The sequence below is a fragment of the Streptomyces sp. NPDC001204 genome (assembly GCF_053598035.1).
Map to the genome: position 1 here is coordinate 128,826 of NZ_JBSFJL010000020.1, position 22,731 is coordinate 151,556.

The 22,731-nt window shown below is 71.5% G+C and carries 17 protein-coding genes and 1 pseudogene; 7 read left to right on the plus strand and 11 right to left on the minus strand.

Features of this window, described 5'->3' with window-relative positions; translation table 11 throughout:
- The 3 genes from ACWC91_RS25910 to ACWC91_RS25920 all read right to left on the minus strand — a co-directional run.
- The coding region (locus ACWC91_RS25910; RefSeq protein WP_450726057.1) for a beta-ketoacyl synthase N-terminal-like domain-containing protein at positions 1 to 4,197 on the minus strand (4,197 nt) is incomplete at its 3' end.
- A gap of 56 nt (positions 4,198 to 4,253) precedes the next feature.
- On the minus strand, positions 4,254 to 5,837 hold the full coding sequence (locus ACWC91_RS25915) for a PfaD family polyunsaturated fatty acid/polyketide biosynthesis protein (RefSeq protein ID WP_450643598.1): 1,584 nt from the start codon (positions 5,835 to 5,837) through the stop codon (positions 4,254 to 4,256).
- Positions 5,838 to 5,870: 33 nt separating this feature from the next.
- Positions 5,871 to 7,055 (minus strand): SDR family oxidoreductase, encoded by a 1,185-nt coding sequence (locus tag ACWC91_RS25920; protein WP_450643599.1) that lies wholly within the window; start codon positions 7,053 to 7,055, stop codon positions 5,871 to 5,873.
- Positions 7,056 to 7,746: 691 nt separating this feature from the next.
- Between ACWC91_RS25920 and ACWC91_RS25925 the strand changes: the two genes are divergently transcribed.
- A complete protein-coding gene (locus ACWC91_RS25925) occupies positions 7,747 to 9,063 on the plus strand; it encodes a wax ester/triacylglycerol synthase domain-containing protein (protein ID WP_450643600.1) in 1,317 nt (438 codons plus the stop codon).
- Positions 9,064 to 9,178: 115 nt separating this feature from the next.
- On the opposite strand, the gene ACWC91_RS25930 is transcribed toward ACWC91_RS25925, so the two are convergent.
- Positions 9,179 to 10,555 carry a flavin-containing monooxygenase gene (locus tag ACWC91_RS25930; RefSeq protein ID WP_450643601.1) on the minus strand — a complete coding sequence of 459 codons (1,377 nt, stop codon included), beginning with the start codon at positions 10,553 to 10,555 and terminating at the stop codon, positions 9,179 to 9,181.
- Between the two features lie 295 nt (positions 10,556 to 10,850).
- On the opposite strand from ACWC91_RS25930, the gene ACWC91_RS25935 reads away from it, so the two are divergent.
- The 3 genes from ACWC91_RS25935 to ACWC91_RS25945 are packed head-to-tail and all read left to right on the plus strand — an operon-like array spanning position 10,851 to position 12,844.
- Positions 10,851 to 11,465, plus strand: coding sequence for an ABC transporter ATP-binding protein (locus ACWC91_RS25935; RefSeq protein ID WP_450643602.1), 615 nt, complete (start codon positions 10,851 to 10,853; stop codon positions 11,463 to 11,465).
- Positions 11,462 to 12,277: an ABC transporter permease gene (locus ACWC91_RS25940; RefSeq protein WP_450643603.1), complete on the plus strand. Its 816-nt coding sequence runs from the start codon at positions 11,462 to 11,464 to the stop codon at positions 12,275 to 12,277. Before ACWC91_RS25935 ends, ACWC91_RS25940 begins: the two co-directional genes overlap by 4 nt.
- Before the next feature lie 45 nt (positions 12,278 to 12,322).
- Positions 12,323 to 12,844 (plus strand): hypothetical protein, encoded by a 522-nt coding sequence (locus tag ACWC91_RS25945; RefSeq protein WP_450643604.1) that lies wholly within the window; start codon positions 12,323 to 12,325, stop codon positions 12,842 to 12,844.
- A 334-nt stretch (positions 12,845 to 13,178) separates the two neighbouring features.
- Here ACWC91_RS25945 and ACWC91_RS25950 read toward each other — a convergent pair whose 3' ends face one another.
- On the minus strand, positions 13,179 to 14,156 hold the full coding sequence (locus ACWC91_RS25950; RefSeq protein WP_450643605.1) for a quinone oxidoreductase family protein: 978 nt from the start codon (positions 14,154 to 14,156) through the stop codon (positions 13,179 to 13,181).
- Positions 14,157 to 14,248: 92 nt separating this feature from the next.
- Here ACWC91_RS25950 and ACWC91_RS25955 point away from each other — a divergent pair, with 92 nt between their 5' ends.
- The 3 genes from ACWC91_RS25955 (at position 14,249) to ACWC91_RS25965 (ending at position 16,581) form a co-directional block, all read left to right on the plus strand.
- Positions 14,249 to 14,593 (plus strand): ArsR/SmtB family transcription factor, encoded by a 345-nt coding sequence (locus ACWC91_RS25955; protein ID WP_225077090.1) that lies wholly within the window; start codon positions 14,249 to 14,251, stop codon positions 14,591 to 14,593.
- Positions 14,594 to 14,872: 279 nt separating this feature from the next.
- Positions 14,873 to 15,823 carry an ATP-binding cassette domain-containing protein gene (locus ACWC91_RS25960; RefSeq protein ID WP_450643606.1) on the plus strand — a complete coding sequence of 317 codons (951 nt, stop codon included), beginning with the start codon at positions 14,873 to 14,875 and terminating at the stop codon, positions 15,821 to 15,823.
- Positions 15,820 to 16,581: an ABC transporter permease gene (locus ACWC91_RS25965; protein WP_450643607.1), complete on the plus strand. Its 762-nt coding sequence runs from the start codon at positions 15,820 to 15,822 to the stop codon at positions 16,579 to 16,581. Before ACWC91_RS25960 ends, ACWC91_RS25965 begins: the two co-directional genes overlap by 4 nt.
- Here ACWC91_RS25965 and ACWC91_RS25970 read toward each other — a convergent pair.
- From ACWC91_RS25970 to ACWC91_RS25995, 6 genes and pseudogenes are all read right to left on the minus strand, one after another.
- Positions 16,565 to 19,708, minus strand: a complete 3,144-nt coding sequence (locus ACWC91_RS25970; RefSeq protein WP_450643608.1) for a BTAD domain-containing putative transcriptional regulator — start codon at positions 19,706 to 19,708, stop codon at positions 16,565 to 16,567. The genes ACWC91_RS25965 and ACWC91_RS25970 overlap by 17 nt on opposite strands.
- Before the next feature lie 91 nt (positions 19,709 to 19,799).
- Positions 19,800 to 20,618: an SAM-dependent methyltransferase gene (locus ACWC91_RS25975; protein ID WP_450643609.1), complete on the minus strand. Its 819-nt coding sequence runs from the start codon at positions 20,616 to 20,618 to the stop codon at positions 19,800 to 19,802.
- Positions 20,619 to 21,273: 655 nt separating this feature from the next.
- On the minus strand, positions 21,274 to 21,657 hold the full coding sequence (locus tag ACWC91_RS25980) for a VOC family protein (protein ID WP_450643610.1): 384 nt from the start codon (positions 21,655 to 21,657) through the stop codon (positions 21,274 to 21,276).
- Positions 21,658 to 21,770: 113 nt separating this feature from the next.
- The gene (locus tag ACWC91_RS25985; RefSeq protein WP_450643611.1) at positions 21,771 to 21,950 is read right to left on the minus strand and encodes a GNAT family N-acetyltransferase; all 180 of its coding nucleotides are present in this window, start codon (positions 21,948 to 21,950) and stop codon (positions 21,771 to 21,773) included.
- 24 nt (positions 21,951 to 21,974) lie between these two features.
- A pseudogene (locus tag ACWC91_RS25990) lies at positions 21,975 to 22,118 on the minus strand (GNAT family N-acetyltransferase); the annotation flags it as partial.
- The gene (locus tag ACWC91_RS25995) at positions 22,111 to 22,356 is read right to left on the minus strand and encodes a GNAT family N-acetyltransferase (protein ID WP_450643612.1); all 246 of its coding nucleotides are present in this window, start codon (positions 22,354 to 22,356) and stop codon (positions 22,111 to 22,113) included. The pseudogene ACWC91_RS25990 and the gene ACWC91_RS25995, both read right to left, overlap by 8 nt.
- Between the last annotated feature and the right edge of the window lie 375 nt (positions 22,357 to 22,731).

The following is a 22,731-nucleotide window of genomic DNA, read 5'->3' on the forward strand; positions in this document are numbered from 1 at the left end:
CGTGCGTGCCGCCGTGTGTGCCGCCACCGTGCCCGCCGCCGCTTGTGCCGCCACCGTGCGCGCTGCGCGGAACACCGACCGGTGGACCTCCCGCGCATCGTCCGGCGCGCCGCCCGCGGTCAGCCCGCCGAGGTGTACGACACGGCGCGCGCCCTCGGGAACGTCCGCCACGACGGTGGCGTCCACGCCGCGCTCCACGAGCTTCCCCGCGACGAGGGCGGTGATCGCGGAGCCCTCGGGGCCCCCGTCCGTCACCACGAGCGGCCCGTCCAGGAGGCCCGCTGTCGCCAGGCCGGACGCCGGGGACTCCACCGCGCGCTGTACCAGCCTCGTCAGCGCCGTCTCCTGCCCGGAGCCGGTGCGCATGGCGGGGATCTCCGGGACGGCGGCGGCCGTCTCGGCGGGTGACCCGGTCACGGCCGGGAAGTCCGGCGCGGGCGCAGCGGGCGGCCGGCCGCCCGCGGTGAGCGCCTCGACGATCTCGCGCAGCGTGCGGAGCTTGCCGAGTTCTCCGACGTCTCCCGTCGCCACGTCGCCCACGCTCCGGCGTACGGCCGACAGGATCTCGACGCGCTTGATCGAGTCGACTCCCAGATCCGCCTCCAACTCCATGTCCACGGTGAGCATCTCCACCGGGTAGCCGGTGAGCCGGGCCACCACCGAGAGCAGTAGTTCCTCGAGTGCGGGTGCCGACACATGCGCGGCATCGGCGGCCGGTGACGGGGGATTCACCGGGACGGCGGCCGGTGCCCGGTGCTCGGCGGCGACCGGTGCGGGCGAGAACGCCTCTCCGGGGGCGGCGGGAACGCGGGCGGGCGTGGCCTCGGGAACGCCGACCGCTACCGGGACCGGGGTCACGGGTGCCGGAGCCTGCCGGGGCGCCGAAGGACGGGGGAGCGGCAGCGGTGCCGGAGGAGCCGGGGCGTCGAGCACACCGCCCACGCTCCGCACGCCGAGCATCGCGGCCAGGGTGGTCTCGGTCATCCGAAGAAAGGCCACATGGCTGTCGGTCAGCATGCGTTGACAGGCCGCGTGCGCCTCCGCCGTCTGCCGCTGGACGCTCTCCACCGCGGCGTACCACTCGGCGCCGAGGGCGGCCCCGGGCTCGGCACTGTACGCGGCCACGGCGTCGTACGTGGGCTCCGGATCCTGGACGGGTGCCGTCCCGTACGCCGCCGACTCCGGAGCTGGGGCGGGAGCGGGGGCGTACGCGGACATGGGAACCGCCGGGATGTCGGACATGGGTACGGGATGCGGGTGTGAATGTTCCGGCCCAGCTTCCGGCCCAGCTTCCGGCGCAAGCGCAGGCACAGGCACAGGCGCAGGCACAGGCACAGGCACACGTGCAGGCGCAGGCGGTGTCGGCGATTCGGCGGCTTCCGTGCGAGGCGGGTAGAGCTGACCGTAGTTGGCTCCGCTGATCTTCACGGTCATCCGGGGCGCGCGCTCCTTCACTGAGGTTCCAGGCGAGGCGTACGGCGCCCAGAGGGGATCGAAGTCGAAAGGGACACCGCGTACGGCGAGTTCGCCGAGCGCGGTGTGCAAGGCGGTGACGCCGGACCGGTCCGGCCGGTCCAGGGAGACGGCCGCGTGCTCGCGGTCACCGAGGATCTGTCCGACCAGACCGGTCAGCGCGGTTCCCGCGCCGACCTCGACGAAGGTCCGCACTCCCGCCGCGTACATCGCCTCGATCTGGTCCTGGAAGAGCACCGGTGAGGCCAGATGACCGGCGATCCGTCGGCGCACCTCGTCGGGCGACGACGGGTACGGGGCCGCGTCCGCGTTGCCGTACACCTCGATCCGGGGCTCCGTGAGCGCGACCGTGCGCAGGAACGCGGCGAGCGGCTCAGCGGCCGGAGCGACCAACGGGCTGTGGAACGCGGTGGACGTGCTCAGCCGGCGTGTGCCGACACCCTCGGCCGCGAACCCCTTCTCCGCGCGTGCGACAGCCTCCGTCGTTCCCGAAAGCACCACCTGGCGCGGCGAGTTGTGGTTGGCCGGCCAGATGTCGCCGAAGTCGCCGGCGGCCAGCACCGACAGCACGTGCTCGCGGTCCGCCGCCACGGCCAGCATCGCGCCCGGTACGACGGCCGCCTCCCGCATCAGTTCACCGCGTCTGCGGGCCAGACCGATCAGCGTGTCGGCGTCCAGGACACCCGCGCTGTGCAGCGCCACCAGCTCACCGAAACTGTGGCCCGCCACGCAGTCCGGTCGCAGTCCCAGACCTCCCAGTACGTCCAGCAGCGCGAGCGCGTGCACCGCGAGCGCGGGCTGCGCCCACTCGGTCGCGGCCAGACGCGCCGCCTGCTCCGTGCGTTCCTCGTCGGTGAAGGCGGACGGTGGGAACACCACCCGGTGCAGGGGCCGCCCGCCGAACCGGGTTCCGCCCAGCCGGTCCCACACGGCCTGGGCGGCCGGCGACAGCATCGCGAGGTCGGCGCCCATCCCGACGTACTGGGATCCCTGCCCGGGGAACAGGAAGGCGAGCCGGCCGGGCGCCGGGTCCCCGCAGGCGTACCGGACGCCGTTCGGTGTCGAGAACGCCGCACCGGGCCGCTGCCCGATCAGCGTGAGCGCCTGCGCGAACTTCTCCCGCAGGTCCTCGGAGCCGGTGGCGACGACGGCCAGCCGCACCCGGTCGCCGGGCGAGAACGCGCGGTGGCTCTCCCGGGCGAGCGCGGCCAGCGGACGATCGCCGTCCGTCTCCGGAGGTGCCAGGTCGGACGGTGACGCGCCGCTGAACAGGACCAGTTCGCTCGGCGCGGAGCGATGGCGCGGCGGCACCCGGGCCGGGGCGCCCGAGGGCACGTACTCCTCCAGCGTGACGTGGAAGTTGCTGCCCCCGAAGCCGAAGCTCGACACCGACGCCCGGCGCGGATGACCGGCGGGCCGAACCCACGGCCGGGTCTCGGTGTTGACGTAGAACGGGCCGTCCGGAGCTGCGGCCGCCGGGACCGGCCGGTCGACCTTGATGGTCGGCGGCAGCACCTTGTGGTGCAGGGCCATGACCGCCTTGAGCAGCCCCGCCGCACCCGCCGCGCACTTGGTGTGCCCGATCTGCGACTTGACCGAGCCGAGCGCGCACCACTGCCCGTCCGTATGTTCCGACGCCTCGAACACCTCGCGCAGGGCGGTCAGTTCGGCGGCGTCCCCGGCCTTCGTACCGGTCCCGTGCGCCTCGACGAGCTCCACGGTCTGCGGACCGTAGCCCGCCTGCTCGTACGCACGCCGCAGAGCCCGTGCCTGACCGTCGGGAAGCGGCGCGTAGATCGCCGTACTCCTGCCGTCGGACGAGGTGCCGATGCCCCGGATCACCGCGTGGATCCGGTCCCCGTCCCGCTCCGCGTCGGACAGCCGCTTCAGTGCGTACATGACGACCGCCTCGCCGAGCAGGGTGCCGTCCGCCGCATCCGAGAACGGACGGCAGTCACCGGTGCGGGAGAGCGCGGGCGTCTTGGAGAAGCAGAGGAACATGCCGATGTCGTTCCCGGTGTCCACGCCTCCGCTGATCACCAGGTCGGCCCGCCCGAGCGCCAGTTCACCGACCGCCGTGGAAAGGGCCGCCAGGGAGCTGGCACAGGCGGCGTCGGTGGTGTGGTTGATGCCGTGCAGGTCGAACCGGTTGGCGATCCGGCCCGCGACGACATTGCCGAGCAGGCCCGGGAAGGTCGACTCCTGCCACGGGCTGAAGTGCGCCGTGATGCGGTCGCACACGGCTCGCGCCTCGGCCTCGGCGAGACCGCTCTCCCGCAACGCCTTGAGCCACACGGGGCGTTGGGCACGGCCGTACATGTGCGGGAGCAGTTCCAGGGCGGCCGCGCCGAGGACGACGCCGACCCGGTCCCGGTCCATGCCCGGCAGACCACCGGCGTCGGTCAGCACCTGGTCGGCGACCATCAGGGCGAGCAGTTGGGAGGTGTCCGTCGCCGGCAGGTTGGCGGGCGGCACACCGTACGCCAACGGGTCGAAGTCCACCTCCGGGAGGAAGGCGCCCCGGCGGGCGTACGTCTTGTCGGGGGCGGCCGGGTCCGGGTCGTAGTGGTCCGCCACCAGCCAGCGGGAGGCGGGAACTTCGGTGATCAGGTCCCGGCCGCCGGTCACGATCCGCCAGTAGCCGGCCGCGTCCGTCGCTCCGGGCACCAGGGCGCCGACACCGACCACGGCGACGGGCATCTGCCCGGGGGTGGAGGCGGACACGGTATCTCCTCGGAGCTGGACGGCTGCTGCTGACGCCTGCGGGGCGCCGGGGCCGCTCATGCCAGCCCGCACGGGGTGTAGGTCAACGCCTCGGACGGCAACGGGACTCCGTAGGTTCGCAGTTGATGGGCGCGGGTGAGCACCGCCGCGCCTTCGAGCAGGTTGAGCGCGATCTGCACCACGGACCGGTTCGCCGGTTCGGCCAGGAACGTGCCCGCGACCCAGCGGTTGAACGCGCCCATCGCCGGTCCGCACCAGATCTGGTAATCGGCACGCCGGGCCGTCTCGCCGGTGATCGCCCACCGGCTGGAACTGCCCAGGTACCAGCGGAAGACCAGCGCCATACGGTGCTTAGGATCGGCCTCCGCACGCGTGATCTCCGAGGGGTCGCGCCGCTCCCAGAACGCGCGCGTGCGCTGCCAGACCTCGTCGAACGAGGCGCGCAGCACGTCCCGTTCGAGCGTGGCGCGCACCGCGGGCGGGATCTCCTCCAGCGAACCGTGCGCCCGGTACGCCGCGTGGAGCCGGTCGGCCCGCCGCGCGAACATCGTCCCCCGGGACAGCACTTGCAGCGTGACCCCCAGTTCGAACATGTCCGCCGCCGGCGCCATGGCCACATCGGCGACATCCGCCTCGCAGAGCATCGCCTTGGCCTCGTCGGACAGGCCCGCCTCGACGGCCGTCTGGTTCACCGATCCGACGACCACGTAGGACGCGCCGAGGGCGAAGGCGGCGGCCACCGCGGCCGGCGTGCCCAGCCCGCCGGCCGCGCCGATCCTGACCGGCCGGGGGTAGCCGAACCGCCGGCACAGCGCGTCGCGCAGCAGGACGATCCTCGGCAGCAGGGCCGACAGCGGCCGGTTGTCGGTGTGGCCTCCGCTGTCGGCCTCCACGGTGATGTCCTCGGCCACCGGAACCCGGGCCGCCAGACCGGCCTCCTCCGGGGTGAGCCTCCCGTCGGCGACGAGCCGGTCCAGCAGCGCTGCCGGGGCGGGGGAGAGGAACCTCTCGGCCACCTCGGGCCGGGAGACCTTGGCGAGCATCCGCGTGCGCCGGACGATCCCGCCGTCGGCACCCCGGCGCAGTCCCCGGGCCGAGCACAGCACGACGGCCGGGGTCAGCTCCATGAACGCCGACGCCGAGATCCGGGGCACACCGCGGTGCGACAGCAGTTCGGCGACGCGGAACTCCAGCGTGGGCTCGGCCGGCGAGTGGATGAGGTTCACGCCCCAGTTCGGCCGGGACCGCAGCTCCTGGGCCAGCGCGTGCACGGCCCGCTCCACCTCGGCGTACGCCAGGCCGCCGGCGCCGAAGAACCCGAGCATCTCAGCCCGCGCCATCGCGGACACCATCCGGGTGGTCGAGATGCCGTTCGCCATCTCGCCCGCCACATAAGGGAAACGGACGCCGTGCGCCTCGCAGAACGTGCGCCCGCCGAGCCACTCGGGGTACAGCGGCGGCAGCGTACCGAGCACCGGGCCGTCGGGTACGGGGCCGGTCGCGAGGCCCAGGTCACGGCCGCTCGGCCCGCTGACGATGTGCACGGGTTCGCGGATCCGTCGGGCACGGACGGCGATCTCCTCCAGGGAGAAGACCGGCGGGGACACTGCGGGGGCGTCGGGGGCGGAGAGGACGGGCACGGAGGGGCTCCAGCGGGAGAGGAGGTGTGCGGGTCAGGCGTACCGGGCGGACGGGAAGGCGGCGGTGGACGTGGGCGACGGCCCGGCGGGAACCGGGTCCCTCGGGGCCAGGCCGGACCACAGGTGGTCGAGCTCCACCCGGCCGGAGGCCGCCGAGGGCCCGAACAGGGCCCGGACCCGGGTGTCGTCGAAGCGCCGTCGGTGGGTCAGGTAGGCCGTCAGACCCGGGTAGAAGTCCACCAGCGCCTCCAGCGCCGACGGGTCGTCCGGCTTCGTGTCGACCAGGTCGATCGACAACCGGACCAGCCGTTCCAGCAGGGTCACGATCGTCGGCACGGGCACGTCGCGGTCATGGACGACGTGGTACGTGTCGACTCCGCCCGAGGGCGTCAGGCCGGCCAGCCGCACCATGACCTCGGCCGCGTGCTCCACCGGAATCAGGTTCAGATGACCGTGCGGATGACCCACCAACCGGATGCGGGGTTCGCCAGGGCCGGCGCTGCGGGGGCCCGCGGACGCGGCGCCGTCGTGATCCGGGCTGCCGGGACCGGCGGTGCGTCGCGCGTCGCGCAGGATCCGCTCGATGACCTGAAGCGGGTGCGAGGGCAGGTCCGGGTGCGGCGGCAGGTCCGTGACCAGGATGCTCGGCCGCAGCACCACGACCGGACGGCGGTGCTCCCGCGACCACGCGTGGACCAACACCTCCGCCTCGTACTTGGAGCGTTCGTAGGCGTTCTCGAAGCCGTACGCGTCGTCCAGCTCGTCCTCGTACGCCACCCCCTCGCGCCGGCTCCCGGCCACGAAGGCGGTACTCACGTGGTGGACCACGGGTCTCCTGCGTCCGGCGGCGGCCAACTCCAGTACGTGGCGGGTCCCTTCGACGTTGGTCCTGCGCAACTCGGGGAGTTCGCCCTCCAGGTTGATGCTGCCCGCGCTGTGCCAGATCGCGCCGAGACCGTCGGCCAACTCCTGGAACGCGCGCCCGGACAGGCCCAGCCCGGGCCGCTCCAACTCGGTCTCCACCACCCGCAGCCGGCGGGGGAGTCCGTCGACGAACGCCTCGGGTTCGCCGGTCAGCGCGAAGAACCGGGTGATGCGGTGCAGCGCGTCGCCCGACCCCGCGTGGGCCAGGACGGTCACCGACCGGTGTGTGTCGAGCAGACGGCGCAGCAGGCGCAGTCCGAGGAATCCGGTGGCGCCGGTGAGGGCGACGTGCATGACCTTGGCTCCAAGGGCTCCGAAAAGGGACAGGACCGCGACCGCGTGCGATGGCGGTGAAGGCTGGCCGCTGCGGCGGCCGGGGAGGGGGATGCAGCCGACCGTCCCATGGCGCGGCATGACACCGGCGGGCGCGGCCTGATGATCGCCGGCGCAAGGCACACAGTGTCAGACGGTGGACGGTGCCGGAGCTTCCGAACCCGTCGGCTCACCTGAACGGATGACCTTGGCCGCGGTCTGTGCGTGTCCCGGACGGCCCTTGAAAGCCCCGGTCGCGAGCCACGGCGCCCGGCCGTACGGACGCGACGGAGCAGCCGTGACCGAGCGGGCCACTGGGAGGGCTGTCCTCCCTTCGGGTGATCTCGCCGGCGTTGGTGGAGAGGTGGTCCCGAGTGGTTCCGCGTCGCCGCCGGCGGGCGATGCGGGGCGTCGAGGCCGGTGGTGCAGGGGGAGCGCGTACTCCCGGCACGGGGGAAGCCCGCGCTCCGGTGCTCGCGGGCGCGTACGGCCGCTCACCACGCTTGGATATAAACCGTGTTGATCCAGGCCGAGGTGACACATTCGGCGCCGCCGCGGATCCGTCCTCGTCGGCGGCCCTTCTGATCGTGATCCATCCCGCGGTCGGTCGGGATGGCCGACCGCCCGGCCTCGCCCCGCCTGCCCGCCCCTCGGCACGAATGGAAGTTCCCCGATGCCCGAATCCGTTGCGCCGGCCCAGTCCGTTCCCTGCCCCAGCCGTCCCACCCACACGGTCGACCGGGCCTTCCTCAGCATGGAACGTCGCCACCCCGACGTCCGCTGGGACGCCGGCGGCGTCGCGTATCTGAGCGGTCCGCCCCCGAGCCTGGCGGACCTCCGTGCCTACGTGGGCTTCCGCCTGGGGCGGCTGCCTCTGCTCACGAGCCGCGTCGAGGGCGGCCCACGGCGCCCCCGGTGGCGGCCGGACGCCGACTTCAGCATCGACCGGCACGTCCACGAGGTCGTCGCGGAGGGCCCCGAGGAGTGGGACGCCGCCCTGCACACCGCGCTCAACGCGCCGTTCGCGCCCGGCACTTACTGGGGAGTCTGGCTGGCCCACGGCCACGCGCCCGACGAGTACGCCCTGTGCTACCGCTTCCACCACGCCTGCCAGGACGGTTCGGCGGCCGCGATGACGTTCCGCGCCATGCTGGGCGAGGGGGAGGCCTCGGCCCGCCCGGTGCCGGGGAAGGGCCGCCTGACCGGTCTGCCCCGGCGGGTGGGCACGGCCGTCGGGCTGGCCGCGAAGTTCGTGACCGGCTCCCTCGCGGTCCGCGGCCACCGTCCGGCGGTCCCCTTCGTTCCCACGGGGGAGCGGCGGTTGTGGCGGGGCCGGGTACCGGCGGACGCCCTCCGCCGGATCGGTGCGGCACGTGGCGGCTCGGCCCACGACGCCCATCTGGCCGCGCTCGCCGGGGCGTTGTCGGCCTGGTCGGCCAAGTCCGGTGTACGGCTTCCCCGGGTGACGGCACTGCTGCCCTTCGACGCGCGCCGTCCGGACGAGGAACAGACCTGGGGCAACCGCTGTTTTGCGCTGCCGCTGGAGCTGCCCGTACGGACCACCGCGGAACGCGGCACCCGGCCCCAGGACGGCGACGCGCCCCTGCGGCGGCTGGAGCACGTCATGGCGACGACCCGGAAACTGCGGGGCGAGGCCTGGCGGCAGGCGATTCAGGACCTGGTGCGCCACATGCCGGACCGCCCGACCGAGTGGTACCTGCGAAGGATGCTCTCCCCGCGCGTCACCCAGGTCATGGCCACGTCCATGCCGGTCGCCGACAAGGGCAGCCTGGGGAACACCCAGGTGACGGGCGTCGCCCTGCTCCCCCTGCTCGTGCCCGGGCATCTCTTCGGAGTGGGCCTGTCGTTCTTCGGCAGCTGGGCCGAGGTGGCCTTCGTGTCCGACCGCGCCCTTCCGCTCGGGGAGCTGCTTCCCGAACTGTGGGAGCAGGCCGTCGATGAGCTGGAGGGGGCCGTGGCGCCGAAGTGACTGAACCGGCACCGGGGGCCGCACCCAGCGCTTGCATGCGGCCCCCGGGCGAACCGATCGTGTCGGAGCGCCACTTCGAGTTGCGCGCGGCAGCGCCCGGCCCGAGCGGAGTGGATCAGACGGCGTCGGCCGCCGGGGCGGCGCCGGTCACGGCGGGCAGGGCCGGGACGGCGCCGTGTGCGCGACGCCTGCCCGCCCGGCGTTCCCGGCGGAGAGCCCTTCGGTAGGAACGGAAGTCGACCTCGATCCCGTGACGGTAGGTGGACACGTACGTCCTGCGGTGGCGGCGCCACTCACGCGCGATCGCCCGCGTCATGTCCGCCGGTGACGGCAGGGCGACCGCGCCCTCGATCAGCTCGGCGATCCATTCCGCCTGCGGTTCGAGCAGCGGGAAGGCCGCACCGGAGGGCTGCGCGAGCCCCATGAAGTAGAGCCCGGGGATGCGGGGCGCAACCGTACGCAGATAGAGCTCCGTGCGCCCGTCCGGGGCGGCGAAAAGGGAGGGCTCCAGGAAGGGGAAGGAGATCTTGTAGCCGGTGGCGTACACCACGGCGTCCACCGGCTCACGGCTGCCGTCCGTGAAGGCCGCCGTGTCCCGGCCGAAGCAACTGACACCGGGCTTCGGCGTGACGGCGCCACGGGCCAGTTGGACGAGGAGTTCGTCGGACGTGGAGGGATGGCGGGCGAGCGGCCCGTGGACCGGTTCGGGGAGCCCGTAATGAGCCGGGACGCCACGGGTGAGCCGCAGGAGGAGTCGCAACGCGGGGTCCTTGAGGAACCGCGGGACATCGGACAGCGGGCTCCACACCAGGTGGTCCGCCGGACGGCCGAGCAGCATCTTGGGGAACAGATGCGCCGCGTCGCGCGCGGACAGGAACGTCCGCGCCGCCGTGCGCGAGACCTCCGCCGCGATTTCGCACGCGGAGTTGCCCATGCCGATCACCAGCACCCGCAGACCGGCGTACGGCTCAGGGGTGCGGTAGTCGTGCGAGTGGATCGCGGTCCCCTCGAACTCCTCCGCACCGGGCACGGCGGGGGCCGGGAGCCGCGGGTCCCAGTGGTGCCCGTTGGCCACCACCACCTCGGAGTAGCGCCGCGTCTCCTCGGCCGCGTCGGCGCGGCGCCGGCAGACCACCTCCCAGCCGCCGCCGTCCAGGGGCCGCACCGAAGTCACCTCCGTGCCGCACACGATGTGGCGGTGCAGGCCGAACGACGCGGCGTAGTCCTCCAGATAGGCCAGGACCATGCTGTGGTGCGGAAAGACCGGGCAGGTCTCCGGCATGGCCAGGGAGGAGAAGGACATGCTCTCCTTCGAGATGTTCGCGTGCAGCGACGCGTACACCCCCGACATGCCGTTGTCGTTGCCGTACCGCCAGAGTCCGCCGATGCCGGACCCGGCCTCGAAGCAGTCGAACGGGACGTTCCGCGAGGCGAAGACCTTGCTCGCGGCCAGGCCGGACGGACCGGCGCCGATCACACATGTTCTCCGCATGACTGACCGACCTTCCTGGACCGGGGCGGAACCCGGGCGGGCGGACCTGCCGACACCCCGGTGCCGGCCACGCTAGCCGCCCCGCCTGCCCCGAAAGCCGCTGCCGCCGGCCGAAACCGCCGCAGGCGTGACGCGGTGCGCGCCGGATTGACGCCGTGCGCCGGAACCGCACGCGGCTCCGTTTCCCCTGTATCGCCTGCTCGTTGGGCACGAGCGGCCCGGTTCCGCCGCCGACTCGGAGGACGCGGACCGGTTCCGCGGCCATCCACAACACCTGGCACGACGGAGCAGCGCGATGGACGTCACAGATGTGCACCACTCCTACCGGCGGCACACAGTTCTACGGGGCGTCGACCTGCGGCTGCGGCCCGGCGTCCTGGCCGGGATCGTCGGGGAGAACGGCGCCGGAAAGACGACGTTGCTGAGGATCCTCTCCGGTGAACTCCGGCCGGACCGGGGCGCGGTGCGCCACCGCGGGAGGTTCGGCTATTGCCCGCAGTCGGTGGTCCTGGACGACTCCTTCACCGTCCGCCAGCACCTGGACTTCTTCCGGCACGCCTTCGGTCTCGCGGACCTTCGGCGGGCCGGGGAAGTGATGGAGACGCTGGCCTTCACCGAGTACCTCGACCAGCGTGCGGGTCTGCTGAGCGGGGGTTCACGGCAGAAGCTGAACCTGACCCTCGCGCTCATGCACGACCCGGACGTACTGCTGCTGGACGAGCCCTACCAGGGCTTCGACTGGGAGACGTATCTGCGCTTCTGGGAGCTGGCGACCAGGCTGCGCGACGCCGGACGCTCGGTGCTGGTCGTCTCGCACCTGGCGTACGACATCGACCGGCTGGACGAGTTGTGGCGCCTGGAGAACGGGCGACTCCACCGCCAGGACCGGTGCGCGGAGGTGGCGGCATGAGGCGGCACTGGTCGCTGTTCACCACGGCCTCCCGGTACGCGCTGATCGGTCACGCCCGCAACCGGTTCGCGATGCTGCTCGTGGTGGTGTACATCCCCGTATGGATCGCCCTGGCCTATCTGACCATTCCCGACCGCCCGGCGCCGTTCCGGCTGCGGGCCACGGGCGAGGTCCTGACTCCCCCCGGCAACCATCTCACCCAGATCACCGGCGCGTTGAACGCCGTCACCCTGATCGCCGGGTTCATGATGTTCGCCGCCACCTTCACGGGCGGTGCCTTCGACCGGCGCCTGGCCATGGCGGGCTACCCGCGCCACCACCTGGTCCTCGCCAAGCTCTCCGCGCTCACCCTCGTCTGCGCCGCCATCGCCGCATACGCCACGGCCGCCGCCGGGTTCGCCTGGTCCCCCCGGCAGCCCCTCATGCTCGCCGCCGCGCTGTTCTGCGCCGCCCTGACCTACGGCGCGCTCGGCGTGGTCTTCGGCTCGGTGCTCCGCCGCGAGGTGGAGGGCATGTTCGCCATCCTGATGATCAGCGTCATCGACGTCGCCCTGCAGAACCCCCTGTCCAGTTCCGGGTCGGACAGCGCCGTCGTGCGTTTCCTGCCGTCGTACGGAGCCGTGCAGGCCAGCATGTCGGCGGCCTTCTCCAACGCGCCGGTGGCCCAGGGCCTCGCGATCCAGTTGCTCTGGCTGACGGGGGCGGCGCTGGCGGGGTTCATGGTCTTCCGTCGCCGTACGCGCGACGCGCTGCCACCGGAACGGGCGGCCGTGTCCTGCGAGGCCAATGATCGTTCTCTAACCGGGTGTTGATTCACCCCCGAACCATCACATTCTTCATGCGAGGAGCACACCCCCATGACCCTGTCGCGTACCGTCCAGCGCACGGTCCTCACCGCGGCCCTCCTGTCCGCCTCCGCCCTGGCCTTCCCCGCCTCCGCGCAGGCGGCCCCGCTGCCGCCCGCGTGTCAGGAGGCGCTGCTCACCACCCTCGACAAGTTCCCGGTCACGGACTTCACGGTCCCCGACAAGGTGCAGAACGCCATGCTGGTCGAGGTCATGAACCTGAGCGACGCCGACCAGCAGGCCATGACCCAGGAGGCGTGCGCGGCCTGGAACAACTGGGCCACCAAGAACGGCCAGGCGGTGGCCACGGACCTGGACACCCGCTACCGGAACGCCGCCGGGCCCGCGTGCAACAAGTTCACCACCTCCGCCATCGGGACGATCAAGAAGTACGCTCCCAACATCCCCGCCCAGACAGGGGAGTTGGAGAAGGTGGCCAAGAAGGTCTGGCAGAACACCATGCAGAAGCTCTCCGTTGAGGCCACCAACGCCGACTGCCGCAAGGCCTACAACGGGGTCAAGGCCGGCTGGTAACAGGACCCGGCGGACGAGGCCCTCGTCCGCCACCCCGACGATTGCGTCCACCGTCCGCTCCGACAGCCACAGCGGGCCGCACGCAGGGGAGTTGAGGCGGTGGCCGTGGTTGATGTCGAGCAAGCGCCGGTCTGGTGGACAGTCAGGTAGTCAGGAGCGGATGATCTGTGACTCCATACGTCCAGTCTGGTGAAGCACTACAGCGGTTGGGGCACAGGTTGCTGCATTCCTGGGTCCGTGCCCTTGGGGCCCGGGGCACGGCATGCGCCCCGGGCCTGTCGCTCCTGCCGGGTGACCGGCGGGATGGACCCGCCTGACGACCCGTCGCGTGCGGTCAGTCGGCGATACGCAGCAGCAGCTTGCCCGTGGACGTGCGCCCGCCGATGAGCTGGTGTGCGCCGGCCGCGTCCGACAGGGGAAACTCGGCGGTGACGGGAAGGACGACCGTTCCCTCGCAGACGGTGCGCAGGGCGCGTTCGGTAAGCGCTCGCAGGGCGTCGGGTGCGGACTGGGCGAGGGCGAGCACGGAGAAGCCCCCGACGGAGTGGCCCTGCGCGTACAGCTCGCCCTGCCCGGCCCGCCAGGGCTCGGCGCCGCCGGCGTTGCCGAAGGACACCAGGCGCCCGAAGACGGCCAGTGCCTCCAGGCCTCGGCGCAACGTGTCGCCGCCCACCGGGTCCAGGACCAGGTCGACGCCCCTGCCGCCGGTCGCCCGGCGGACGTCCGTCTCGAAGGTGTCGGGCCGGAACACCTCGTCGTAGCCGTGCTTGAGTGCGTAGTCGGCCTTGGCGTCGCTGGAGGCCACTCCGTACACCGCGCCGGCGCCCGCTGCCCGGGCCAGCTGCCCGACGGCCGTGCCGATGCCTCCCGCCGCGCCGTGCACCAGCACACTTTCCCCGGCCCGCAGCCGCCCCACCTCGTGAACCAGGGCATGCGCCGTCGGCAGCACGGTCGGCAGCGTGGCCGCGGTCCGAAGGTCCAGCCCGTCGGGCAACGGGAAGACCCTCGCGGCCTCCGCGAGCACGACCTCGGCGTAGCCGCCGCCGTCGACGAGCGCGGCGACCTCCTGTCCCGCCCGCAGACCCTCGACGCCCTCCCCGACCGCCCGGATGCGCCCGGAGACCTCCAGTCCCGGACGGTAGGGCAGCGCCGCCACTCGGTACCCCTCGGCACGCGCCTTCACGTCCGCGAAGTTCACCCCCGCCCAGACGGCCTCGATGGCCACCTGGCCAGGGCCCGGCTCGAGTTCCGCGGTCTGCACGATCCGTAGCACCTCGGGACCGCCGTACTCCTGGAACTCGACCGCACGCATACGCAATCCCACCCTTCCATGAGTGTTCAACCGGAAGCGAACACTAACACTGTACGATGGTCATCGAACACTGGGCGAAGGAGGACATCGGAATGTCGGACCAGACTGAAGGCGCGAGTCACCGCCCGGCGCCCGTGCACACACACCCCGACGACGTCCCGCTTCTCACCGCCCTGTCCGCGATCGCGGATCCCGTGCGCATCCAGCTGATCCGCGACCTGGCCAGCCACCCCGACTGGGCGCTCAGCTGCAGCAACTTCGACGTACCGGTCGGCCGGGCCGCAAAGAGCCACCACTTCTCGGTCCTGCGCGACGCCGGCCTGGTCGAACAGCGCGACCAGGGCCCCAAACGGCTCAACCGGCTGCGCCGCGAGGAGTTCGACGCCCGCTTCCCCGGCCTCCTCGACCTGACCCTCCGCGCCGACGACGCCGAGTAACAGCGGCTGGCTCCTCCGCGCGGCGGTCCGCCACGGGGCCGTCTCACCGGCCTGCTGCCGCCGGGTGCCAGCAGGCCGGTGACCTCGGCGATCCCCTCCGCCGAGGCATGGAAGTAGCGCCGTATGCTTCGCGTGCGGGCCGTGCATGCCAGTCAGAACCCTCTATGCGGGCGCACATGAGGTTCCCCCGGAAGCCCGGTGATGCGGTGGAACGCCGTGTCAGTGGTCGTGTCAGGGGCGTGACAGATGGGTGTCAGGCCCGGCGGGGACGTTGGGGCCATGAACAATTCGGCGATCGCGGTTTCAGGGCTGCGGAAGGCTTATGGCGACAAAGTCGTGCTGGACGGCATCGACTTCGATGTCGCCGCAGGATCGGTATTCTCCCTGCTCGGCCCGAACGGGGCGGGCAAGACGACGACGGTGAACGTCCTGACGACGTTGATGCAGGCCGACGCCGGGACGGTGCGCGTCGCCGGGCACGACGTGGTGACCGCGACCAAGGAGGTGCGCGCGGTCATCGGCGTGACCGGTCAGTTCGCCGCGGTGGACGAGCTGCTGACCGGCCGCGAGAACCTTCAGCTGATGGCGGACCTGAGGCGGGTGCGCTCCGCCGACCGCGTGGTCACGGGACTGCTGGAACGGTTCGACCTGCTGGAGTCGGCGGACAAGCCGGCGTCGGCCTACTCCGGCGGTATGCGCCGGAAGCTGGACCTGGCGATGACGCTGGTGGGCAACCCGCGGATCATCTTCCTGGACGAGCCGACGACGGGTCTCGACCCGCGCAGCCGGCGCATGATGTGGGGGATCGTCCGGGAGTTGGTGGCGGACGGCACCACCATCTTCCTCACCACCCAGTACCTGGAAGAAGCCGATCAGCTCGCCGACCGGATCGCGGTGCTCGACCAGGGCCACCTGGTCGCCCAGGGCACCCCCGAGGAGCTCAAACGCCAGGCCCCCGGCAGCCACGTCCGGCTCCGGTTCACCGACCTCTACCAACTCGGCGCGGCGGCACGGGTCCTGACCGGCTCCACACGGGACGACCAGGAACTGACCCTGCGCGTTCCCAGCGACGGCGGGTCCAAGTCGCTGCGGGCCCTGCTGGACAAGCTCGACGAACACACCATCAGCGCAGCGGAGTTCTCGGTGCACACGCCGGACCTCGATGACGTGTTCCTCGCCCTGACCGGACGCGTCAGCACGAACACGAACACGGAGGCGATCGCGAAATGAGCAGTGTCTCGACGTCGTTCGGTGACGCGGCGATCATGCTGCGCCGCAACTTCAAGCACACGGCCCGGAATCCGGTCACAGTGTTCCAGGCGGTCGTGTTTCCCATCGTGATGATGCTCATGTTCGTCTACGTGTTCGGCGGCGCCTTCAAAGTCGAGGGAAAATACGTCGATTACGCGGTGCCGGGCCTGATGGTGATGGCCATCACCTATGGGTTGGGGCCGACCGCGGCGGCCGTGAACGGCGACATGACGAAGGGCATCATCAACAGGTTCAAGGCCATGGACGTCTCTCACGGCGCCGTGCTGGCCGGTCATGTCGTCTCCACCACGGTGCGCAGCCTGATGGCCGACGCGGCCATCATCGGCGTCGGCTTCGCGATGGGATTCCGTCCGCATGCGAGTTTCCTCCAGTGGCTCGCCGCGATCGGCATCATGCTGCTGCTCGCCTTCGCGACCAGTTGGCTCACGGTCGCCATGGGCCTGGGTGCGAAGACCGCCGAGTCGGCGGGCCTGGCCACTGTGCCGCTGATCATGCTGCCGTTCCTGAGCAGCGCGTTCGTGCCCGCCGACACGATGGGGACCGGCGTGCGGCAGTTCGCGGAGTACCAGCCCTTCACCCCGATCATCGAAACGCTGCGAGGACTCCTGGCGGGCAACCCGTCGAGCGGCGACGCGATCGCGGCCCTCGCCTGGTGCGTCGGGCTCGCCCTCCTCGGATACGTGTGGGCGGTCTCCGCGTTCAGGAAGCGAGCGTGACCTCGACCAGCTGAGACCATCTGGTTCGCGTGCCCTCCCGAGCCGCCTCGGCGAACCGCGTGTCGCCGAGGCGGCTCCGCACGGCCTGCTCGATCCGGGCGGTGTCCGGCTGGGAGCGGTCCTCGAGCCCGCGCACACCGAGGCTCGCCCCGAGCAGCCGCGCGGCCTGCTCGTGCTCACCACGGCGCAGGGCCAGGTCCGCGACCCCGACGAGCACCTGCGCGAGCAGCGGCGCGTACCCCGCCTCGGCCGCCGCCTCGCAGGCTGCCGCGCGGTGCGCGCGGGCCTCGCCGAGGTCGTCGGCGAGGTAGCCGAGCAGGTCGTGCGTCCCCGCGCGGACGTTGGCCCGCTCCGCTTCGGCGCCCAGCAGGGCCGTCGCGACGCCGAGTTGCCCGCGCGCCTCCTCGGCGTCGCCGCCCCACCGGGCGAGTGCCGCCTTCGCGAGGGCCAGTTCGGCCAGCGCGTCCGGCCAGGTGACCCGCTCCGCGCACCGCTCGGCCTCCGCGATGGCGGCCGCACTGGCGGCCTCGTCGCCGAGCAGCCAGTACAGCTGCGCCTGCCGCGACCGCATGTGGATGACGTCCTCGATGGCACCGACCTCGGTGACGACCGCGATCGCCTGCTCGTAGTGCTCGCACGCACCGGCGAACCCGCCGCGCACGGCGGTCCGCTCCGCCAGCTGGATCAGGGCGAGCGAGATCCCGAACCGCTCGCCGAGCGCCCGGAACTCGGCGAGCGCCGTCTCCAGGTACGCGTCCGCGTTGCGCGTGTCCTGGCCGAGCACGATCCGCATCTTGCCCAGGTGCCACCGGGCCAGTGCGCGCACCCAGGGGTCCTCGTCGTCCAGCAGCGGTTCGAACGCGGACAGGGACGCGTCGGGCGCCCGCAGCAGGCGCTCCAACGCCTCGACGAACCCGATGTGCGGATGGCGGCGCCCGCCGAGCCGGCTGAGCCGGTGCGCCTCGTGGATCCACTCCGCGGCCTGGCGCTCGTCGTTGCGCCCGGAACTCACGAAGAGCACCATCAGCGCGTACACCGTGGCCCGCACCTCGTCGTGCACCTCACCGGGTGTCCTGGCGGCCGCGGTGATCAGTTCGATGCCCTCGGTCCTGTGTCCGCTGAGCCACCAGTACCAGCCGGCGCCGGCCGCGAGCCGCATCGCCGCCTGCGCCTCGTCCGCCGCGAGTGCGCCGCGCATCGCGGCACCGATGTTGTCGTGCTCGGCCCCGAGCGTGGCGAGCCACTCCAGTTGTTCGGCGCGGCGCAGGTGCGGCTCCGCGGTCTCGGTGAGTTCGGTGAAGTAGGTCAGATGTGCGTGGCGGGCCCGGTCCGATTCCCCCGCGTCCGCGAGCCGGTGCCCGGCGTACTCCTTGATCGTGCCCAGCATGCGGTAGCGCGGGGCGCTGTCGCCCTCGGTGAGCAGCAGCGACTTCCCGGTCAGCGCGGTGAGCAGGTCGAGTACCTGCTCCCGCTCGACGGCGTCGCCCGCGCAGACCCGTTCGGCCGCTTCCAGACTCGCCCCGCCGGCGAACACCGAGAGCCTGCGCAGAACCATCCGCTCGGCCTCGGTGAGCAGTTCCCAGCTCCAGTCGACCACCGCGCGCAGCGTCCTGTGTCGCGGCAACGCGGTACGGCTGCCGCTGGTCAGCAGGCGGAACCGGTCGTCGAGCCGGTTGGCCAACTGGCCGATGGGCATGGTGCGCAACCGGGCCGCGGCCAGCTCGATCGCCAGTGGCATCCCGTCCAGCGCCCGGCAGACACGCACCGCCGTCGCCAGTGTGGAGGCGTCGACCGCGAGATTCCGCCGCACCGCTCCGGCCCGGTCCCGCAGCAGCTGGACGGCGGGCGAGGACTCGATCCGAGCCGGGTCCGCGTCCCTCTCCGGCAGGGCCAGCGGCTCGACCAGCCACAGCGCCTCCCCGGTGATGCCGAGCGGTTCCCGGCTCGTCGCCAGGATCCGCAGCCGCCGGCACTCCCCGAGCACCCGGTGGGCGAACACCGCCGCCGACTCGATCACGTGCTCGCAGTTGTCCAGGATCAGCAACGCCTCCCGCTCGCGGACCGCGGCGATGAGCCGGTCCGTCGGCTCCGCGTTCGGGGTCTCGCCGAGCAGGGCGTCCCGCAGGCCCAGCCCGGCGAGCGCCGACTGTGCCACGTCGCCGTCCGCCCCGATGGGGGCCAGCTCCACCAGCCAGGCGCCGTCTGGCAGTTCGCCGAGCAGTGTGCGCGCGGTCTCCGTGGCCAGCCTCGTCTTGCCCGAGCCACCCGGCCCGATCACGGTGGTGAGACGGTGCCCGGCTATCAGCTCACGGACCGCCGCGACGTCGGCGCCCCTGCCGACGAAGGTGGTCAGCTCGGCGCGCAGATTGGTCCTGCGTCTCGATTCTCCCTGCCGCAACTCGCCCCGCAACAGCGCGACATGCAACGCGGACAGCTCCGGCGAGGGGTCGACGCCCAGCGTGTCGGCCAGGGTCTCCCTCGCGCGCTGGTACACCAGCAGTGCCTCGCTGTCGCGACCGGCCGCGACGAGGGCGCGCATCAGCGCGGCGACGAGCCGCTCCCGTACCGGGTGCGCGGCCACCAGGTCGGTCAGCTCCGTGACCATCTCCGCGCCGCGCCCGAGGGTGATCTCCGCGTCGACCCGCTCCTCGGTGGCGGACAGGCGCAACCCCTCCAGCCGCACGACCGCGGCGTCGAACGCGGCGCTGTCCTGAAGACCGATGTCCTGAAGGGCCGTACCGCGCCACAGCTCAAGGGCCTCGCGCAGCGGCCGCACCCGCCGGGGGGCGTCCTCGGCGCGGGCCTGGCCCGCGCCGACGAGGCGTTCGAACCGCACGGCGTCGACGGCTTCGGGCTCCACCGCCAACCGGTAGCCGTCCGTCAGCCCGTCGACCACCCCGCCCGGCAGTACCTTCCGCAGCCGGGAAACCAAGCGTTGCAGGGCGTTCGTCGCGTCGGCGGGCGGGTGCTCACCCCAGATCCAGTCGATGAGCGACGCCTTCGGGACCACATGACCCGGCTTGAGCGCGAGGGCGGCCAGCAGTCCGCGCAACCGCGCGCCCGGCACGTCGACCAAGAGGCCGTCGTCCGTGCGTACCTCCAATGGACCCAGCATCCCGATCTGCACCCGCTGATTTTGCCATGGGCGTTCGGCAGGCATCTCCGGGCCGACAACGCCCCACAGACCGATGGCCGAGCCCCGATTGCGAGGCCGGATCCTAGGCTTTCCGGGCCAGCCCGGCGGCGATGAGGCGCTCCCAGACAGTGAGCTCCCGTTCGCCGTTGCCGCTCCACGGGCCTTCAGCCATGTCGGGACGCCACAGAGGTGCGGGGACGATCCCGGGGTCGATGATCTCCAGTCCGTCCAGCAGGGACTCGATCTCCTCGTCGGTGCGCCACCGCCCGCGACCGAAGGTCTGCTGGAGAACTCTCTCGGCCTCCGCTGTCTCCGGGTTGTTGCCGGAACGGAAGTGGCTGACGAAGAAGTAGCTCCCCGAGGGCACGTGGTCGCGCCAGTAGCGGACGATCCCAGCCGGGTCCTCCTCGTCGTTGACGTGGTGGAGGATGGCGCTGAACACGACGGCGACAGGGCGATCGAAGTCGATCAGTTCCAGGGTGTCCGGGTGGGTACGGACGTCCTCGGGGTTCCGTACGTCGACCGGGACGACCCGGGTCCGGTCGTTCTCCTCCAGCAACGCGCGACCGTGGACCAGCACTTGGGGGTCGGTGTCGACGTACACGACCCGGGACTCCGGAGCGTGGCGTTGCGCGACCTGGTGGACGTTGTCGGCGGTCGGAAGACCACTGCCCAGGTCGATGAACTGTCGTACGCCGGTGGTCGCCACGATCTCCCCGACCGCCCGGGTCAGCGCCGCGCGGTTGGCGAAGGCGATGGCCACCGAACCTGGAAGGTCACGTTTGAACACGTCGCCGATCTCCCGGTCCACGGCGTAGTTGTCCTTGCCGCCGAGCAGGTAGTCGTAGACGCGGGCGATGCTGGGCTTGGTGGAGTCGATGGAGGAGCCTTCATCCGTCATGGCGACCATCCTGCCCTCGACGCCGCCCGCAGACCATCACTTTCGGTCGGCCCACAGCCGATCGCGGAAGAGCCCGAGTGCCCGTTGGAAGTCCAGACGGTCCCACCATCGGGACAGGCCACGGCTCGCTGGTGAGCTCCTCCACCCTGTGGATGCGATGCCCACCAGACTCAGTCCCTCCGCCCGTCGCTTGCGACGCCAGCGCCGCGTGGCGCGCCTCGTCCGACGATCGCCGCAGTCCGCGCACGCCCTCGCCCGCTCTGCCGACGCCGACCGAGCGACCGCTGCCGCACAGGACGGGCCCGAACAGGCGCAGTTGGCGCCGCAGTCATCGTTCTCCGTCCCCACTCGGGAATCCGGCCCGCTAGCCGCGAGGGGAACGACGGTCACCGTCCGTCCGCCTCGGGCGCGGTCACGGCGTACGGTCCCAAGTGGCACTTGGAAGGACGGCTTCGTACGCGTCACTTACGGGGAGTAGCGAGACACAGGTCATATCCTGTCGGCGCCAGGTGCTGGTTGTGGCGCCGCTTTCGTCGCCTGCTGGGCTGTTGAAACCGTGAGGATGTCGGTCGGCGCTCACATTCAGCTGAGTCATTGTCAATACCCGTAAGTCAGCTGGGCCGGCACCGTGGACCAAGAGCCCAGCCGCTCGTGGTCAGAGGGGCCGGAGCCGGGTGTGCAGAAGGCAGAACTCGTTGCCTTCCGGGTCGGCCAGGACGTGCCAGTTCTCGTTGCCGGTCTGGCCGACGTCGACTGGCCTGGCGCCGAGAGCGAGCAGCCGCTCCAGCTCGGCGTCCTGGTCGCGGTCGGTGGGGTTGACGTCGATGTGCAGTGGGAGCTTCCCGGTCCGCGGGTTGCTGCTGGGGCTGAGAATGAGCGTGGGCTGCGGGCCGCCGAAGCCGGCGCCGGGCGGCCCGATCTCGATGCTTCCGTCGTCTTCCCGGCCGAGTTCGACGTAGCCGAGGACCTTGCTCCAGAATACGGCGAGCCGGTCGGGATCGGCGGCGTCGATGACCAACTCACTGATGCGGCATGCCATGCTGGTCAGTGTATGCAGCGGGCGACGCGCTACGCGATCGCGTTTTGCCGTGCCGGCCCCCATCAATGAGCATCCTGGCCCGGCTGACATGACCTTGGACTTGGGCGAGCGGATCAGACGGTGACTTTGGCTGCGACCCTGGTGAGCAGATTCTCGCGCACGGATGGCCACTCGTCCGCGAGTACGCTGTAGTACAGCGAGTCACGACGGGTGCCGTCCTGGCGCACCATGTGGCTGCCCAGCGTTCCTTCGTACACCAACCCCAGCCGTGTCAAGGCCTGTTGGGAGCGCACGTTGAGGTTGTCGGTGCGTAACGCGATCCTGGCCAGCCCCAGATCGTCGAAGGCGTGCCCGAACAGCAGCAGTTTGGATTCGGCGTTGTAGGGGCCGCCCCAGCAAGAACGATCAAACCAGGGCGCACCAACCTCAGCCCGGCCCTCGGCGAGATCGAGCTCATACAGACCGGCCGAACCCCATGATCGCCTGGTCCGTCAGGCGCTGAACCGAGAAGCACCGCCGGGCACGATCCGCCAGCAGCTGGCTGAACATCGCCCGCATCTCCGTCAGGGAGTTGGGGCGGGGTCGGGGCATCCATCGCCACACCTCGGGATCCGACGCGGATGGAAGGAGCACTTCGGCATGATCGACGGACAGCGGAATGAGACGGACGGCGCGGCCTAGGAGAGAGTCGTTGCTCACCACTGAACCGTAGCTTCGGGATCACGGCCGCACAGCCGAGATGAGAATCAATGTTGCCCCCTTCACCCAGGGTGTCTCTCTCGGAATAGTTGCGATGCGAGAACCTGACATCACGCCATACAGACTCGCTCGAGGGCCGATTCGGCCACCCGTTACGCCTCCTGAGTTTGGTCTGGCAGCTGTTGGCCCTCAAAAGGGTCTCTTACATCGGCGGTCAGGCGGTATCCACGCGACCGCCCTCCGCGCCGCCAAGGCCATCCAGCGGTGGTCGAACGCTGTGCTAGCCTGCGCGTTTCATCGGGGGTCGCGTCCGGATCGTGATCGGAAAAGCGAAAGTGCCTTCTGAGCTGCAACGATGAGGCTTGTCTAAGGTCC